This is a genomic window from Winogradskya consettensis (genome assembly GCF_018332715.1).
Lineage (GTDB): Bacteria > Actinomycetota > Actinomycetes > Mycobacteriales > Micromonosporaceae > Actinoplanes > Actinoplanes consettensis.
The window spans coordinates 261,357-276,663 of record NZ_BOQP01000016.1; the positions used below are offsets into that span (position 1 = coordinate 261,357).

The 15,307-nt window shown below is 71.1% G+C and carries 12 protein-coding genes and 1 pseudogene; 5 read left to right on the top strand and 8 right to left on the bottom strand.

Annotation, left to right across the window (positions count from 1 at the left end; translation table 11 throughout):
- Positions 1–4: 4 nt before the first annotated feature.
- Positions 5–1,033, bottom strand: a complete 1,029-nt coding sequence (locus Aco04nite_RS17010) for an FAD-dependent oxidoreductase (protein WP_212998185.1) — start codon at positions 1,031–1,033, stop codon at positions 5–7.
- Positions 1,034–1,077: 44 nt separating this feature from the next.
- Between Aco04nite_RS17010 and Aco04nite_RS17015 the strand changes: the two genes are divergently transcribed.
- Positions 1,078–2,841: a hypothetical protein gene (locus tag Aco04nite_RS17015; protein WP_212998186.1), complete on the top strand. Its 1,764-nt coding sequence runs from the start codon at positions 1,078–1,080 to the stop codon at positions 2,839–2,841.
- Positions 2,842–2,928: 87 nt separating this feature from the next.
- A complete protein-coding gene (locus tag Aco04nite_RS17020) occupies positions 2,929–4,035 on the top strand; it encodes a glycoside hydrolase family 27 protein (RefSeq protein WP_212998187.1) in 1,107 nt (368 codons plus the stop codon).
- Between the two features lie 43 nt (positions 4,036–4,078).
- Here Aco04nite_RS17020 and Aco04nite_RS17025 read toward each other — a convergent pair whose 3' ends face one another.
- Positions 4,079–4,723 (bottom strand): hypothetical protein, encoded by a 645-nt coding sequence (locus Aco04nite_RS17025; protein WP_212998188.1) that lies wholly within the window; start codon positions 4,721–4,723, stop codon positions 4,079–4,081.
- A 122-nt stretch (positions 4,724–4,845) separates the two neighbouring features.
- Here Aco04nite_RS17025 and Aco04nite_RS17030 point away from each other — a divergent pair, with 122 nt between their 5' ends.
- Positions 4,846–5,784, top strand: coding sequence for a TAXI family TRAP transporter solute-binding subunit (locus Aco04nite_RS17030; protein ID WP_212998189.1), 939 nt, complete (start codon positions 4,846–4,848; stop codon positions 5,782–5,784).
- Positions 5,785–5,889: 105 nt separating this feature from the next.
- Positions 5,890–6,687: pseudogene (locus tag Aco04nite_RS17035) on the top strand (integrase core domain-containing protein); the annotation flags it as partial.
- A gap of 681 nt (positions 6,688–7,368) precedes the next feature.
- Here Aco04nite_RS17035 and Aco04nite_RS17040 read toward each other — a convergent pair.
- Positions 7,369–8,745, bottom strand: coding sequence for a sensor histidine kinase (locus Aco04nite_RS17040; protein ID WP_212998191.1), 1,377 nt, complete (start codon positions 8,743–8,745; stop codon positions 7,369–7,371).
- A 46-nt stretch (positions 8,746–8,791) separates the two neighbouring features.
- Positions 8,792–9,451 (bottom strand): response regulator transcription factor, encoded by a 660-nt coding sequence (locus Aco04nite_RS17045; protein ID WP_212998192.1) that lies wholly within the window; start codon positions 9,449–9,451, stop codon positions 8,792–8,794.
- Between the two features lie 157 nt (positions 9,452–9,608).
- Between Aco04nite_RS17045 and Aco04nite_RS17050 the strand changes: the two genes are divergently transcribed.
- Positions 9,609–10,553 (top strand): aldo/keto reductase, encoded by a 945-nt coding sequence (locus tag Aco04nite_RS17050; RefSeq protein ID WP_212998193.1) that lies wholly within the window; start codon positions 9,609–9,611, stop codon positions 10,551–10,553.
- Positions 10,554–10,565: 12 nt separating this feature from the next.
- Here Aco04nite_RS17050 and Aco04nite_RS17055 read toward each other — a convergent pair whose 3' ends face one another.
- The 4 genes from Aco04nite_RS17055 to Aco04nite_RS17070 all read right to left on the bottom strand — a co-directional run bounded on the left by Aco04nite_RS17055 (position 10,566) and on the right by Aco04nite_RS17070 (position 15,223).
- On the bottom strand, positions 10,566–13,394 hold the full coding sequence (locus Aco04nite_RS17055) for a glycoside hydrolase family 2 TIM barrel-domain containing protein (RefSeq protein ID WP_212998194.1): 2,829 nt from the start codon (positions 13,392–13,394) through the stop codon (positions 10,566–10,568).
- 45 nt (positions 13,395–13,439) lie between these two features.
- A complete protein-coding gene (locus Aco04nite_RS17060) occupies positions 13,440–13,694 on the bottom strand; it encodes a TM2 domain-containing protein (RefSeq protein WP_203842970.1) in 255 nt (84 codons plus the stop codon).
- A 168-nt stretch (positions 13,695–13,862) separates the two neighbouring features.
- Positions 13,863–14,822 carry a D-2-hydroxyacid dehydrogenase family protein gene (locus tag Aco04nite_RS17065; protein WP_212998195.1) on the bottom strand — a complete coding sequence of 320 codons (960 nt, stop codon included), beginning with the start codon at positions 14,820–14,822 and terminating at the stop codon, positions 13,863–13,865.
- The gene (locus Aco04nite_RS17070) at positions 14,819–15,223 is read right to left on the bottom strand and encodes a PPOX class F420-dependent oxidoreductase (RefSeq protein WP_212998196.1); all 405 of its coding nucleotides are present in this window, start codon (positions 15,221–15,223) and stop codon (positions 14,819–14,821) included. Before Aco04nite_RS17070 ends, Aco04nite_RS17065 begins: the two co-directional genes overlap by 4 nt.
- Positions 15,224–15,307: the final 84 nt, after the last annotated feature.

Sequence of the window (15,307 nt, forward strand, 5' to 3'; positions counted from 1 at the left end):
CCCGTCAGCTGGTGCCCATCCGGGCGCTTGCTGCGACCGTCTCCTCGGTCTGGGCCCGTCGCCGCCGCTCATAGGCGGTGAACGCGGCGGGCCCGTCGAGCGAACCCAGGGCGGAACCCAGCGCGACGGCGTCCTCCAGGGCCATCGACGCGCCCTGGGCCGCGGCGGGGGCGGCGGCGTGCGCGGCGTCGCCGACCAGCACCATCCGGTCGTTGTGCCACGTCGGGGTGGTGGGGATGTCGTACGAGTCCCCGCCCACCACGGCGTCCGCCGGGGTCGCCGACACGATGGCGGCGGCCGGGGTGCTGTCCGCCCGGGCCGCCTCGAGCACGAGCTCCCGCCACTGCGCGGGACCGGTCGAGCCGGCACGGGCCTCGCCGGTGATCCGCGAGAACCACCACGTGCGCCCGTCACCTGGCGCCGTGAAACCGAAGAAGGCCTTCGAGCCGAGGATCATGTGGTACGCGTCCGGAGCGCTCGCCGCCGGATTGCCCTCGGCATAGCCGTAGACGACGTGCTGCCCCGTGTACCGCGGGATCGGCGCCTGCGGGTCGATCAGGTGCCGGGTCGGGGAGTGGATGCCGTCCGCGCCGACCAGGGCGTCGCCCGTTGCTGTGCTGCCGTCCGCGAACCGCACGAGCACCCCGGCACCGTCCGGCACGGCGCCGGCCAGGCGTTTCCCGTGTACGACCGGAATGCCCCGGGCCACCACCAGGTCCTGCAACGTTCGATAAAGGGCGGCGCGGGTGAGCGTACGTGCCGGACCTTGAATGTCCTTGTGACGCACGTGCTCGCCGCCCGCACCGAAGACCTCCACCGCCGCGGCCGGGTAGGACGAGCCGATCACCGCCGCGGCAGCGCCGACGCTCTCCAGGGCGGCCATGCCGTTCGCCATCACCGTCAGGAACGCGCCCGCGTCGTCCCCGCCGGACTCGTGCGCCTCGAAGACCACGGCGTCCACACCGGCCTGATGAAGGGCGAGCGCGGTCGCGGCACCGGCGACTCCGCCGCCCGCGATGAGGATCTTGGTCATAGTGCACGCCTTCCGCCGGATGATTGTCCCTATTCTCTGATGGCGTGGGCCTCGATGACGACTTGCTGCTGCTGCGCGCTTACGAGCCGGTCACCCGGTTCACCGACGGTGAGTATTTCTTCCCGGTCTCGGTCGAACGGTACGTGCGCCGCGCCTCGCTGTGGCGGGCCGAGCCGGGGGCGAGCGCGGTGGACGAGACGCCGCCCGGTGGTCTCACGCTGGAGCTGCTGGCCGCGGCGGGCGGTGCCGAGCAGGGCCTGAAGATGTCGCTGTCCGGGATCGGCAGCAGCCCCGGCCCGCTCGGCGTCGCGCACATCCCGATCCGGGAGCGGCCCCGCAACCTGAAACGCACCAGCCGGCTCGCGTCGGTCGGGCTCAGTGCGCGGCTGCTCGACGCGGTGATCCGGTTCTCGCTGCTGTTCCGGGGCAGCGTTCCCGGTGGCAGCGCGGCGCATTCGTTCCTGCTCCAGCGTGATCATCTGGAGCCGGAGAAGCCCACGTACTACGGCCGGGTGCTACGGGACTACCCGTGGATCGTGTGCCAGTACTGGTTCTTCTACAGCTTCAACAACTGGCGGTCGGCCTACGGCGGGGTGAACGAGCACGAGGCCGACTGGGAGCAGGTGACCGTCTATCTCGACGGGAGCGGGGTGACCGGGCCGGACGGGCTGCCGCCGGTGCGCTGGGTGGTGTTCTCCGCGCACGACGAGACGGGTGACGATCTGCGGCGGCGCAGCGACGACCCGGACCTCGAGCTGGTCGGCGGGCGGCACCCGGTGGTCTACGTCGGCGCGGGGTCGCACTCCGGGGCCTATCTGAGCGGCGATTATCTGATCACCGTACGCCCACCGAAGTTGAAAGGCCTGGTCAGCGGTCTGCGCTGGGTGGCGGGCCTGCTCGCGCCGTGGTCGGCGAAGGAGCAGTCCGTCGGCGTGCCCTATGTCGACTACGCCCGTGGTGACGGCCGCGCCGTCGGCCCGGCGCAGCCCGAGTCCTGGCATCCGGTCGTCATCAACGACGAGACGGCGTGGGTCCGCGACTACCGCGGACTGTGGGGCCGCGACACCCGCGACCGGCTCGGCGGCGAGCGTGGTCCGGCCGGCCCGCGCTATCACCGCGACGGGCGGGTGCGGCCGTCGTGGGGTGACCCGGTCGGCTGGGCGGGGCTGGCGAAGGTCGCGCCGAACCCGGCCGCGGAGCAGGCCCTCGTCGAGCTGCGCATCCAGCAGAACGACGACCGGCTCGCCGCCCTGGACCGCGAGATCGACGACCTGCGCGGCGAGCTGACCGTCGCGGCGGCGGGCCTGGCCGTCTCGGCGCCCGAGGTCCGCGCACTCGCCGGACGCGAGCAGAAGCTGCTCGACCTGCGGATGGAACGCACCCGGCTGGCCGACGAGCAGACCCGCAACGCGACCGGCGCGGCGGGCCGCGGCGAGCACCACCCGCATGCCCACCTGCTGCACCGGCGGGTGCCGATGGCGACGGCGACCGGCCTGCGCGGCAGGTTCATCTCGTGGTGGGCGGTGATCAGCACCCCGCTCGTCCTCGCCGCCGTCGCCGCCGTGGTGTCCCCGCTGTTCGTCGCCGCGCCGCTCATCGCGCTGATCGGGCTGCTGGTGCTGCTGTCGGTGGAGGGTCTCGCCCGGGGCAAGTTCCTCGCCGTCCTGCTGCGCATCCTGCTCGCCGCGGTGGCGGTCGCGTTGCTGGTCCTGCTCTGGTTCGACGGGCGCTACGTCGTGACGTTCGCCCTCGTCGCCGCCGGGCTCTGGGTCCTCGTGATCAATCTGCGCGAATTCCTGCGTCGCTGAGTCCTACCCTTCCGGGTGCGGCGGTGGTGCTTGCGGTTCGCCCGGGGAGTCGCGAAGCTCGTCGCTTCCCCCCGATCGGAGAAAACCATGCTTGCCGCCACCCCGCCGATGGGCTGGAACAGCTGGAACCAGGTCCACTGCTACGAGCTCGACGAGAACGTGGTCAAACGGGCCGCGGACGCCCTGGTCAGCACGGGCATGCGCGACGCCGGCTACGAGTACGTCGTGGTCGACGACTGCTGGCAGGCCCACACCCGCGACGCGGACGGCAACCTGCAGCCGCACCCGAGCCGCTTCCCGGGCGGGATCGCGGCGCTGGCCGATTACGTCCACGAGCGTGGCCTCAAGTTCGGGCTCTACTCCTCACCCGGCACGGACACCTGCGCGATGCACTACGACGAGTACCCGGGCACGCTGCTCGGGTCGCTGGGCCACGAGCAGCAGGACGCCGACCTGTTCGCGTCCTGGGGAGTCGACTTCCTCAAGTACGACTGGTGCCTCGCCGACATCAACGCGGGCCTCGAACCGGTGCCGGCGTTCACCCACATGCGCGACTCGATCGCCGCGACCGGCCGGCCGATCGTCTACTCGATCTCCGAATACGGCCGCTACGAGCCCTGGAAGTGGGGCCCCGGCATCGGGAACATGTGGCGCACCACCGACGACCTGTTCGCCGAGTGGAATTCCGTAGCCGGCGTCATCGACCAGCAGCTCGCCCTGATCCGCGGCCCGCACACCAGCCGCCCCGGCGCCTGGAACGACCCCGACATGCTCCAGGTCGGCAACGGCAACCTCACCGACGACGAGAACCGTACGCATTTCAGCATCTGGGCCATGCTCGCCGCACCCCTGTTCATCGGCACCGACCTCGACGCGCTCAGCCCCATCGCCCGCGAGGTGCTGCTCAACACCGCCGTCATCGCCGTCGACCAGGATCGGCTGGGCAAGCAGGCCACGGTTCTGGCCGAGCGCGACGGCACGGTCGTGCTCGACAAGGAGCTGACCGGCGGCGATCACGCCGTCGCGCTCTACAACTCCACCGGCGAGGCCACGACGATCAGCGCCGCCCTGCCCGGGTCCGACCACTACGAGCTGCACGACCTCTGGACGGGCGCGCGTACCGAGGGCTCGGGGGAGATCTCCGCCCTCGTCGGCCCGCACTGCACCGAGATGTTCCGGGTCACCCCGCGCTGATCACCCCGCGCTGATCACCCCCGTGCCGATCAGCGCGGGATGCTCATGCGCTGACCAGCTCCGGGGCCCCGAGGACCGCGGCGTCAGCGGCCGGGACCGCCACCATCAGGCAGCCCGGCCGGCTGATCACCTCGGCGCGCACCTCCAGCAGCCGCGCGGCCCGGACCAGGACCGTCGCCAGGTCATGGTTGCCGAGATGGACCCGCACCCGATCGGTACGCCGCCGGCGGCCCCCGGCCAGCAGCACCGCCCGCCACGCGGTGTACGCCAGCGCGAGCCGCTGCGTGTGCCGCGGCGACGAGCCGCCCAGGGGAGTCGCGTCGAGCAGCGACTGCCGGCCCTGACGCCACGCGGTCGCCATCATCGCGGTCGCGGCGGCGCGGCGTGACTCGGGCAGCAGCACCCGCTGCACGTCGTACGACCACCGGTTGCCGCCGGAGTGCACGTCGTGACGGGCCGGGAAGCCCAGCCCGGTCAGCAGGGCCGTCAGCCGCGCCGCCGCGGCCGGCTGGTCGAACTCGGCCAGCACCCCGCGCGGGGCCACGACCGGGGGACTCGCCAGTGCCTGCTGCGGGCGGCGCCGCCCGGGCAGACCGGCGACCTCGGTGCACCGCACGAGGCACGCCGCCTCGAAGGCGGGCGGCAGGGCGTCAGCGAGGACTACTGTGCGTACCCGATCGGGGTCCATCGGTAGCTCCTTGAGGTGCGTTTCCCGTTACCGTCCCCGATCGGACCGTTCGGCCGGTACAGCTGCGGCGAGGACTTGAGGGAAACTTGCGCGGACCGGGTGGTCCTGCGTGAGAGATACGGATGATCCTGCGGAGCGGAATTCCCAGCGCGGCCCTGGCCGGAGTCCTGATCTTGCTGACGGCGGCAGGCTGCACGTCGCCGACCCCGGCGCACCGCGAGATCCGGATCGCCACGGGCAGCCCCACCGGCGTCTACTACGCCGTCGGCAACGCGCTGGCCGGGGTCATCGAGCAGGACCTGCCGGGGTACGAAGCGCGCGTGCTCGTCACCGACGCGTCGGCGCAGAACGTGCAGCTCGTGCTCGGCAAGGGCGCCGACGTCGGGTTCACCCAGGCCGACATCCTCGTCGACGGCGGCACCCCCGCCCCGGAGCTGGCGTCGCTGGGCCGCGTCTACGACGACCTGCTGCACCTCGTGGTCCCCGCGGACAGCCCGATCCGGACCCTCGAGGACCTCAAGGGCAAACGGGTATCGGTGGGTTCACGCGGATCGGGGACCGTGGTGACCGTCGGGCGGCTGCTGACCGTCGCCGGGCTGGCCACCGCCGGTGCGGTCGACCGCCGCGAGCTCAACCTCGACGACTCCGTACAGGCACTGTCCGACGGCGACATCGACGCGTTCTTCTTCTCGGGCGGCCTCCCGGTCGCCGGCATCAAGAAGCTCAGTGTCCAGACCCCGACCCGGATCGTCGACCTCTCCAAATGGGCCGGCCGCCTGCGCCGCACCTACAGCGACGTCTACGTGGTCCGCACCATCCCCACCACCGCGTACGACCTGCCCGCCGTGGCAACCGTCGCCGTCCCCAACCTGCTCGTGGTCCCCGCCTCGATGCCCGACGACCTCGCCTACAACCTGACCCGCCTCCTGATGGAACGCCGCGAGGTCCTCGCCGCCGCCCACCCCGCCGCCGAACGCCTCGACCCACGCACCGCGATCGCCACCCTGCCCGTGCCCCTACACCCCGGCGCGGCCCGCTACTACCGCTCCGTCAAGCCCTAGCTGTAGTGACCACGAGCGTTGTTGACACGGCGTGGCGACTTGATCAATGAGGAGACCTCCGGCGAGGTGGAAGTTGCGAAGCTCTCACCTTGACCGGAGGCCTCTACGGCTCACCGTAATGCCCGGCTTACCGTGCACGGACGACGCCTACTCATCCAGCGTGTCATCGATGACCAACGTCCCGTCGCCCACGTTGTCAAAGAACTCGGCTGCTCCCGCGCCACCGGCCACAAATGGCTGGCCAGGTGGCGAGCCGAAGGCGACGCCGGCCTGAACGGCCGGCCCAGCACAGCCCACCGGCTAGCCCGCAAAACCGATCCCGACCTCGAGGCCCGGGTCTGCGCGCTACGGACCCGGCTCAAACGCGGCCCACGTCGGCTGGCGCCGCTGCTGAACATGCCCGCCTCCACGATCCACGCAGTCCTGACCTGGCACGGCCTGCACCGCCTCGCCTGGCTCGACCGGCCCACCGGACAGGTCATCCGCCGTTACGAACGTGACCGCCCCGGCGAACTGCTGCACGTGGACGTCAAAAAAGTCGGCCGGTTACGCGACGGCGGCGGCTGGCGTGTCCACGGCCGCGACAGCGACCAGAACCGGCTCGTTCACCTCGAACGCAACGCCGGCCGCAAGGTCGGCTACGAATACATTCACGCCGCCATCGACGACCACACCCGCCTCGCCTACGCCGAGATCCACCCCCAGACCAACGGCAAAGCCGAACGCTTCAACCGCACCATGTGCGACGAATGGATCTACTCCCGGCCCTTCGCCAACAGCCAAGACCGCGCCGACGCCCTACCCGGCTGGCTACACACCTACAACCACCATCGAAGCCACACCGCCCTCGGAGGCCAACCACCGATCAGCCGCGTCAACAACGGTCCTGACCAATACACCTAGCCGTCCTGCCCGGATGGGTCGCGGGGGCGCGGCCAGCGGGGTGACGCCGAGCTCGGCTTCGCCGAACGGGCGGACCGGCCCGTGGGACTGCCGTAGCCGGTGGGCCGGGCATGCTCGGCGCCGATTGTGTCGACTCGGCCGGGCCGAGTCGTAGAGCTCTGCGCTCGGCCGGGGCCTGGTGCGGCCGGTGCGCGAGGTGGGCCGTGTTCGCGGCCAGGGTCCTGGGAGTGCATAAACCGGTCGGCTGCGACAGGGGTCAGGGTCTTGGAGAGATGATCCGCGGGGGCCGCGATCTGCCTGATGCAACGCCGCGTAGCCGGAGGGGACGGAGGCAACGCCGCACGCTGCACCAAGCCGGAACAGCGACGTTTTGAAAAACGACCCGGAGTTACGAAATCTTTGGTGTCTTCTGTCTAAACAAGAGGCTGCATGGCCCCGGATAACTATTCAACGAAGTGGGCCTCATCCTGGGCAGGTGACGGCGAGCAACCGGTATGCCGCTCACCGTCCCGGATTCACCCCCTAGATCCAGCTGGCGGGCGTGGCTGGCCGATGGTGCTGATGTCGCACTATCAGGCGATTTATCCAGGCCGTGAGAATAGTTATGCGGGCTCCAGCAATTTCACCACCAAAATACAAAAGGGTCCGGCATCGGGGGAATCACTTGATGTCACGCGGCGCCTACGGTTTTGCTGCCGGAAACCAGAGTTGCGCGGCCAATCCACCTTCGTCCGCGCGGGACAACGACAGCCGCCCGCCGGATGCCTCGGCCAGGACGGCGACGATCGGCAGGCCGAGCCCGGCGCCGTCGACGTTCTGCGCGTCCGGGGCCCGCCAGAAACGCTGCGTCGCCTGCCGGCACTGCTCGTCGGTCATGCCCGGCCCGGTGTCGCGAACGGTGACCTCGACGCCGTCGTCGTGGCCGGTCACCGCCACGACGACCCGTCCGCCGGCCGGGGTGAACTTCAGGGCGTTGTCGATCAGCGCGTCGAGCGACTGATCGAGCGCGGTCGCGACCAGCAGGGCATGACGCGGCTCGTCCGGGGTCGCGGTGACGAGGCCGATGCCGCGCCGGTCGGCGAGCGGGAGCCAGGCCTTGCGGCGGTTCAGTGCGATCGCGACGGCGTCCGCCACCTCGACGCTCGGGCGTTCCCGTTCGGCCCGGGCCAGCGCCAGCAGCCCGTCGAGCACGTCCGCGAGCCGGTCGGTCTCCTCCAGCACCATCTCGTGGTCGGCGCGCGCGGTGTCACCGGCAAGCATGCCGCCCAGATCCTCCACCCGCAGCCGGAGCACGGTGAGCGGGTTGCGCAGCTGGTGACTGGCGTGCGCCACGAAGGACCGCTGGCGTTCGAGGGCCTCGGCCACCGCGTCGGCCATCTCGTTGAAGCTGGCGGACAACCGCCGCAGCTCGGGTGGCCCCACCCCCGGCGGCACGCGGGCACCGCCGTCGCCGGCCGCGATCTCGTGGGCCGCCGCGTCGAGCCGGGTCACCGGTCGCAGGACCCAGCTCGCGAGCCGCACCGCCGCGGTCACGCACGCCAGCACGGCGAGCACCCACACCATGCCGAGGACCAGCCAGTCGACGATGACGGCGCGCCGGCTGCGGCCGGTCGGCGAGATCGTCAGCACCGCGCCCAGCACGGCCCCGCCATCGCTGACCGGCACGGCGACGACCAGCGGATGCTCCTCCCACGGCCACAGCGTCGCCGGGGTGCCCACCTGCCGCCCGGCCAGCGCGCCCCGCACGGCCGGTCCCGCGCCCGGCGGATCACTCACCGGGTCACCGAACCCCGTCAGCAGGCGCTGGTCCTGATCGATCAGCCGGGTGCTGATGCCGTAGAGGTCGTGATACTGCCGGAGCTCGCCGATGACTGAGTCCAGCTCGCCGGTGCGGATGGCGGGCGCCGCCAGCGACGCGAACCGGGTCGCGTCGGCGAGCCGGTCCGCGAGCAGCACCTCGGTCTCGCGGTTGGTCTGCGCGATCGCCAGCGGCACCTCGAGGGCGAGCAGAACCAGGCACAGCAACAGGACGTACGTGGTAACGAGTCGCGTGCGCACACCGCCCCCACCGTCGTCATCCCTGCCGCCGTCAACGGGGCCGTCGTCAGTCGGTGCGCAGACGGTACCCGACGCCCCGGACGGTCTCCACAAGCTCGGGGCGGCCCAGTTTCGCGCGCAGCGACGCGACGTGGACCTCGAGGGTGTGCTTGCCCGACCAGGTGGTCTGCCAGACGTCGAGCAGGATCCGCTCGCGGGTCAGCGCGTCACCCGGCCGCCTCGCCAGCGACGCCAGGATGTCGAACTCCTTGCGGGTCAGGGCGACGGGCTGGGAATCCAACTCGACCGTACGCGCGGAGAAGTCGATCCGCAGCGCCCCCATCTCGGCGACGTCCCGTGGCGGCGGCCCCGGCCGGGCGGCCCGCCGCAGCAGCGCCTCGATCCGGGCCTGCAGCTCCGCCATGGAGTACGGCTTGACCACGTAGTCGTCCGCGCCGACCCGCAGCCCGGTCACCCGGTCGCGTTCCTCGGCGCGGGCGGTCACCGCGATGATGCCGAGGTTCGCGCTGCGGGCCCGCAGGGTGCGGCACACGTCGAGGCCGTCGCCGTCGGGCAGGTTGAGGTCGAGCAGCACCAGGTCGCACGGGGCCGCCGCGAGCGCCGCGCCGGCGGTGGCCGCGTGCTCCACGTCGTAGCCCCGGCGCTGCAGCATCGAGACCATCACCGCGGACACCCGGCGGTCGTCCTCCACCAGCAAAATCCGCATGCTCCGCCGCCGATCTTCCGCCCGCACCCGCCCGTCCGAGGCCAGAAGATAACCCCCGGATGTTTCGCCTCCCGGCACCCCGGGTTCAGGTTGGGCCCCGCTCCCCTGTGACCGTAGTCGCTTCGTGCACGCCGAAATGTAACGCTACGTTTGACTCATGACTGAACTCGGTAACAGCGGCATCGAGGTCTTCCCGCTCGCCCTCGGCGGCAACACGTTCGGGTGGACCAGTGACGCGAGCACGTCGGAGCAGGTCCTCGACGCCTACCTCGCGGGCGGCGGCACCTTCATCGACACCGCCGACGGCTACTCGGCGTGGGCTCCCGGCAACTCCGGCGGCGAGTCGGAGACGATCATCGGTGCCTGGCTGGCTGCCCGCGGCAATCGCGACCGGATCGTCCTCGCCACCAAGGTCAGTCAGCACCCGCAGTTCCGCGGCCTGTCCGCGGCCAACGTCGCCGCGGCGGCCGACGCCTCTCTCACCCGGCTCGGGACCGACGTCATCGACCTTTACTGGGCGCACTACGACGACGCGAACACCCCGCTGGAGGAGACCGCCGGCGCTTTCGACGCGCTCGTGCGAGCCGGCAAGGTGCGCGCGATCGGGGTGTCCAACTACACCGGCGACCGCATCCGGGAGTGGTTCGAGATCGCCCGCCGCGCGGGCTACACCCTGCCCGTCGCGGTCCAGCCGCACTACAACCTGGTCAAGCGCGGTGCGTACGAGCGTGACATCGCCCCCGTCGCCGCCGCCGAGCACCTCGCCGTCGTGCCCTACTACGGCCTGGCCAGCGGCTTCCTGACCGGCAAGTACAAGACGGCCGCCGATGTGGCCGGAGCCCGCGGACCGGGCGCCGGCTCCTACCTCAACGATGCCGGGCTCGCCGTCGTCAAGGTGCTCGAGGACATCGCAGCGGGCAGTGATGTCGCCCCGGCCACGGTGGCACTGTCCTGGCTGCGCGGCCGTCGCGACGTGGCCGCCCCGATCGCCAGCGCCAGCAAGGTCGAGCAGCTCCCCGCGCTGCTCGCCTCGGCCACGTTCGAGCTCGGCGCCGACGAGCGCCGCGCCCTCGACGAGGTTTCGGCGAACGTCCCGCAGTAGGAGCGGGCCGGATCAGGCCCGCAGGATGACGCGCAGGCGTTGCGGGGACGGCGTGAGCTTGTAGCCGGGGAGCACGCCCTGACCGCACGAGGCGGTGCCGACGCCGCTGGTGGCGGCGTCCAGCGAGATCCACGTCTCCGTGGCGGCGGGGAGTTCGTGATCGTGGGCGGTCGCGGCGATCGTCGCGCGGGACCACGGGCGCACGGTCAGCGACACGTCCGTGCCGAGCACACGCAGCGAGGTTGCCCCGAGGTCGATCAGCGCGTCGTCGACCAGGTGTGCGCCGTGTTCCTGCGGGCGTACCGTCCGGACCGCGAAGTCATCGGCGCTCGCGGTGAACGTGCCGTAGCGCGCGCCCTGGCCGGTGTCCGGATATCGGGGTCCGGGGCCGTAGCCGGTCCAGGTGACCTGCCGGGCCGGCGCCGCCACGCGCAGGTCGAGGCCGGCGCGGGCCCAGTCGCACGGCCACGGACCGTAGGGTTCCAGACTCAGGTCGAGGGCGAGCGCGGTGCCGTCGGTGGTCCAGCGCCAGGTCGCGGCGACGCCCGCGGAGCGCACGGGCAGGCCGTGACGGGTACGCACCACGAGCGCGTCGCCGTCCTCAGCGATCTCGATCAGGCGGGTCCGCAGGTCGTCCAGGCGCGCGTTCGCCCAGCGGACGGCGACCGGAGGCAGGTCCCGTTCCTCCCAGCCGGTGCCGCGGTCGTTGTCGGTGGGTGCCCGCCACAGGCTCACGGCAACGTCGTGCAGGTCGAGCTCGCCGAGGCGTACCGGCATGCCTGTGCGCTCGTCGAAGACCGCGGGCCCGAGACGCAACGGGACCGGAGTCAGGGTCGGCGCCGGGCGGTGCGGGACGTGCTGGACCCACGCGACCTCGTGCCCTGCCTCGCACCCGTCGCCGGCCGCACGCCGCCGCAGACTGATGGTCACCGGGCCGTTCGTGGCGGCCGGTGTCAACGGCACGACGACCCGCGCGCCCGCCGGCACCGGAGGCAACTCGATCGGCGTGGAAACCCCGTCGACGACGGCGACCGCCGCCAGGTGCGCCAGGTCCAGCGCGTGATGGCGGTTGACGACGGTCAGCGCCGACAGATCCGGGGCGAGTTCCAGGCCGACGGGGGAGAAGACACGCGCGAGGTCGGCGAGCGCGGGGCCGGGCGTCCTGTCGGCGTGCACGAGCCCGTCGATGACGAAGTTGCCGTCGTGGACGCGTTCGCCGAAGTCACCGCCGTACAGGCTGACCGGGCGGCCACCGATCTCGTACAGCGCGTGCTCGACCCATTCCCAGATGAACCCGCCGGCCAGCCGCGGATAGGTGTGGAACAGCTCCTGGTATTCGCTGAGCCCGCCGGGCCCGTTGCCCATGGCATGGGCGTACTCGCAGAGCACGAACGGCAGCGAACGCCGGTGCTCGTCCTCGTCCGGGTCCGCGAGAGCGCCGATCCGTTCGACCTCGCCCGTCATCGCGTACATGCGGGAGTAGAGATCGACGTGCACAGAGCGCTGGTCGCCCTCGTAGTGGACGAGCCGGTCCGGGTCGCGTTGCTTGGCCCAGATCGCGGTCGCGTCGAGGTTCGCGCCGGTGCCGGCCTCGTTGCCCAGGGACCAGATCAGCACGCTGGGATGGTTCTTGTCACGCTCGACCGTGCGGCGCATCCGGTCGGTGTACGCGGGCAGCCACTGCGGGTCGTCGCTGGGGTTGCGGTGCCAGTCCTCGGTCACGAAGCCGTGCGTCTCGAGGTCGTTCTCCAGGACGAGGTAGATCCCGATCTCGTCGGCGAGGTCCAGGAACGCCGCGCCGGGCGGGTAGTGCGAGGTGCGTACGGCGTTGATGTTGTGCTGTTTCATCAGCAGCAGCTCGGCGCGCGCGGTTCCCAGGTCCACCGCCCGGCCCTTGCGCGGGTCGTGCTCGTGCCTGTTCACGCCGCGGAAGAGCAACGGCGCGCCGTTGAGCAGCAGAGTGGAGTTCTCGACGTGCACGGTCCGGAAACCGATGCGCAGGTTCACGGTTTCGAACGGCGTGCGCACCTGGGCCGCGTACAACTCAGGTGTCTCTGCACTCCAGGGCCGGACGGATGGCAGCTGATGGTCCACGCCAGGGGTGAAATCGCCGAGACCGTCGACGCTGATGCTCACCTCGGCGCCGTTCTCCCCGGCGCCGCTATCCCTGCCGTCGTCTTCCGCTGCGCCGTCTTCTACGTCGACATCGATGCGCAGGGTGCCGGCGCCGTTGTCGTATCCGGCGTGCACGAAGACGTCGCGGATCCCGCCGCGCGGGCGGGCGAGCAGCGTGACGCTGCGGAAGATGCCGGGCATCCACCACATGTCCTGGTCCTCGAGGTAGCTGTGCGCGGACCACTGCGCCAGGCGTACGAGCAGCAGGTTGGCACCCGCCCGCAGCACCCCGGTGGTCTCGAAGTCCGTGGTGAGCCTGCTCCCGCGCAGCGTCCCGAGCTCGACGCCGTTGAGCCACACGGTCGCGGCACCGTCCACGCCCTCGAACCGCAGCACCGAGGGGTGGGCGAGCACGTCCGCGTCGGCGGTGAACTCGAGGCGGTGATCGTGGACGGGGTTGTCATCCGGCGGGAACGGCGGATCCATCGGGAACGGATAGTCGACGTTCGCGTAGATCGGGGCGCCGATCCCCTGCAGGGCCAGATGGCCGGGCACCTCGACCGGCGACCAGATCCCCTGATCGTCATCGGTGACGTGGCGCGGGGTCGGGAACGACCGCACCAGCCACGTACCGTCGAGCACCTGCCGCGGCGCGTCGGAGTGCAGATGTGCACGGGGCGCGCGGCCCCCGCTGCCGGGCAACGGCGACGCCAGGTTGCTGATCACCCTCTGCAGGCTACTCAACCCCCGGCGCCGCCGCCTTCAGCTATGTCAGGAGTCGCGCAGCGGACGGCCCTGGCCGTCCACGCCACCGTTGACGAGAATCATGATGCCGTCGATGAAGCCCCACAGGCCCCCGATGCCACAGGTGAAAACCGAGGCGACGAGCTGGAGCACACCGGTACGGGTGTGACCCATGTAGAACCGGCCGATGCCGAGCGAGCCGAGGAAGATACCGAGAAGCCCGGCGACGAGCTTGCTCTTGTCCGAGACACCGCCCGGCTGCTGGTACTGAGGTGTGGTCATGACGCGGAACCATAGTGATCTCTATGTGCTCCGCTACGCCCGGGGTCCACAATATGGGACACCGCCCGCCCAAACCTGCCCGTTCGGCTGGTCACGATCAGCTGTGCGTACCGTTCCGCCCCCTGCTTGCCGGCCGGAATTGTGCCTGACCGCGGCCGGCTGTCCCGGTCAGGGTGTGAGGATCCGCAGGGGGGTGCCGGACTGCCAGGCGGTGATGTTCTCGATCGCCTGGGTGTACATGGTGCTGTAGGTGGTTTCGGTGACGTAGCCGAGGTGGGGGAGTAGGACGGTGTTCGGGGCGCCGCGCAGGGGGTGGCCGGCCGGTAGGGGCTCGGTGGTGTAGACGTCGAGGCCGGCGCCGCCGATGGTGCCGGTGGTGAGGGCGGCGGCCAGGGCGGTTTCGTCCACGATGGGGCCTCGGGATGTGTTGACCAGCAGGGCGCCCGGCTTCATGGCGGCCAGTTCGGGGGCGCCGATCAGGCCTGTGGTGCGGGGGCTGAGTTTGAGGTGGATGGTCAGGATGTCGCTGGTGGCCAGGAGTTCGTCCTTGGGGACCCAGGTGGCGCCCGCCTCGGCGGCCCGGTCGGGGGTGAGGTTCTCGCTCCAGGCGTTGACGGTCATGTCGAAGGCCTGGGCGATGCGGGCGACCTGGGTGCCGAGGCGGCCGAGGCCCAGCACGCCCAGGGTGCTGCCCGCGAGGTCCGTGCCGACCGTGGTCTGCCAGCGGCCGTCGCGCAGGGCCCGGTCCTCGGTCACCACGTGGCGCCGGCAGGCGAGGATCAGGGCCCAGGTCAGTTCGGCGGTGTTGGAGCTCTTGGGCGAGGCGGGCATGGCCATGGCCGTGCCGCTGACCGTGACGCCGTGGTCGGCGGCCGCGGCCAGGTCGATGGAGGCGTTGACCATGCCTGTGGTGACCAGGAGCCGCAGGTCGGGCAGTCGGTCGAAGGTCTCGGCCCGGAACGGGGTGCGTTCGCGCATGGCGATGACGACCTGGGCGCCGCGCAGGGCGGCGGCCAGGTCGTCGAGGTTGTCGATGTGGTCGTGCAGCACCTCGACGGAAGCGCCGTCCAGGAAGCCCAGGAAGGACGACGCCACCCGCTGGTAGTCGTCCAGGACGACGATCCTCACTTGAGTTTGCCCCAGCCGTGCCAGCGCTCGATGGCGAGCCGGGTGAGCACCCGGGGGCTCTCGCGGTCGGGGTACGCGTCGCCGTTGTAGTGGCGGGAGATGCGGTCGATGCCGGCCAGGTCGACGTCCTCGACGATCTCGGAGACGGTGCCCTGCAGGCTGACGTGGGTGTACCAGTCGTCGGAGGCGAGGACGGTCAGGGAGACGCGGGGGTCCTTCTTGAGGTGCTTGATCCGGACCCGGGTGGCGTCGAGGCCGAGCAGCACGTGGCTGTCGTCCTCGAGGAGGTACCACGTGGCGACCGTGACCGGGCGGCCGTCGGCGGCGACCGTGGCCATGACGGCCGGGTTGGGAAGGCGGAGCAGGTCGAGGACCTGGGTGGGCAGGGGCAGGGCTGTCATGCGAGCAAGCCTAGAGGATTCCCGATTCTTCATGCCGAAGCGTGAATGTGCGAGGTTTGCGAGCTTTATTCTGAATAGGCTCGC

Excerpts from the sequence above, each read along its gene's own strand:
- Aco04nite_RS17010 (WP_212998185.1), bottom strand. The coding sequence starts at position 1,033 with ATGACCAAGATCCTCATCGCGGGCGGCGGAGTCGCCGGTGCCGCGACC.
- Aco04nite_RS17060 (WP_203842970.1), bottom strand. The coding sequence starts at position 13,694 with ATGACCACACCTCAGTACCAGCAGCCGGGCGGTGTCTCGGACAAGAGC.
- Aco04nite_RS17025 (WP_212998188.1), bottom strand. The coding sequence starts at position 4,723 with ATGGACCCCGATCGGGTACGCACAGTAGTCCTCGCTGACGCCCTGCCG.
- Aco04nite_RS17050 (WP_212998193.1), top strand. The coding sequence starts at position 9,609 with ATGACTGAACTCGGTAACAGCGGCATCGAGGTCTTCCCGCTCGCCCTC.
- Aco04nite_RS17030 (WP_212998189.1), top strand. The coding sequence starts at position 4,846 with ATGATCCTGCGGAGCGGAATTCCCAGCGCGGCCCTGGCCGGAGTCCTG.
- Aco04nite_RS17045 (WP_212998192.1), bottom strand. The coding sequence starts at position 9,451 with ATGCGGATTTTGCTGGTGGAGGACGACCGCCGGGTGTCCGCGGTGATG.
- Aco04nite_RS17070 (WP_212998196.1), bottom strand. The coding sequence starts at position 15,223 with ATGACAGCCCTGCCCCTGCCCACCCAGGTCCTCGACCTGCTCCGCCTT.
- Aco04nite_RS17020 (WP_212998187.1), top strand. The coding sequence starts at position 2,929 with ATGCTTGCCGCCACCCCGCCGATGGGCTGGAACAGCTGGAACCAGGTC.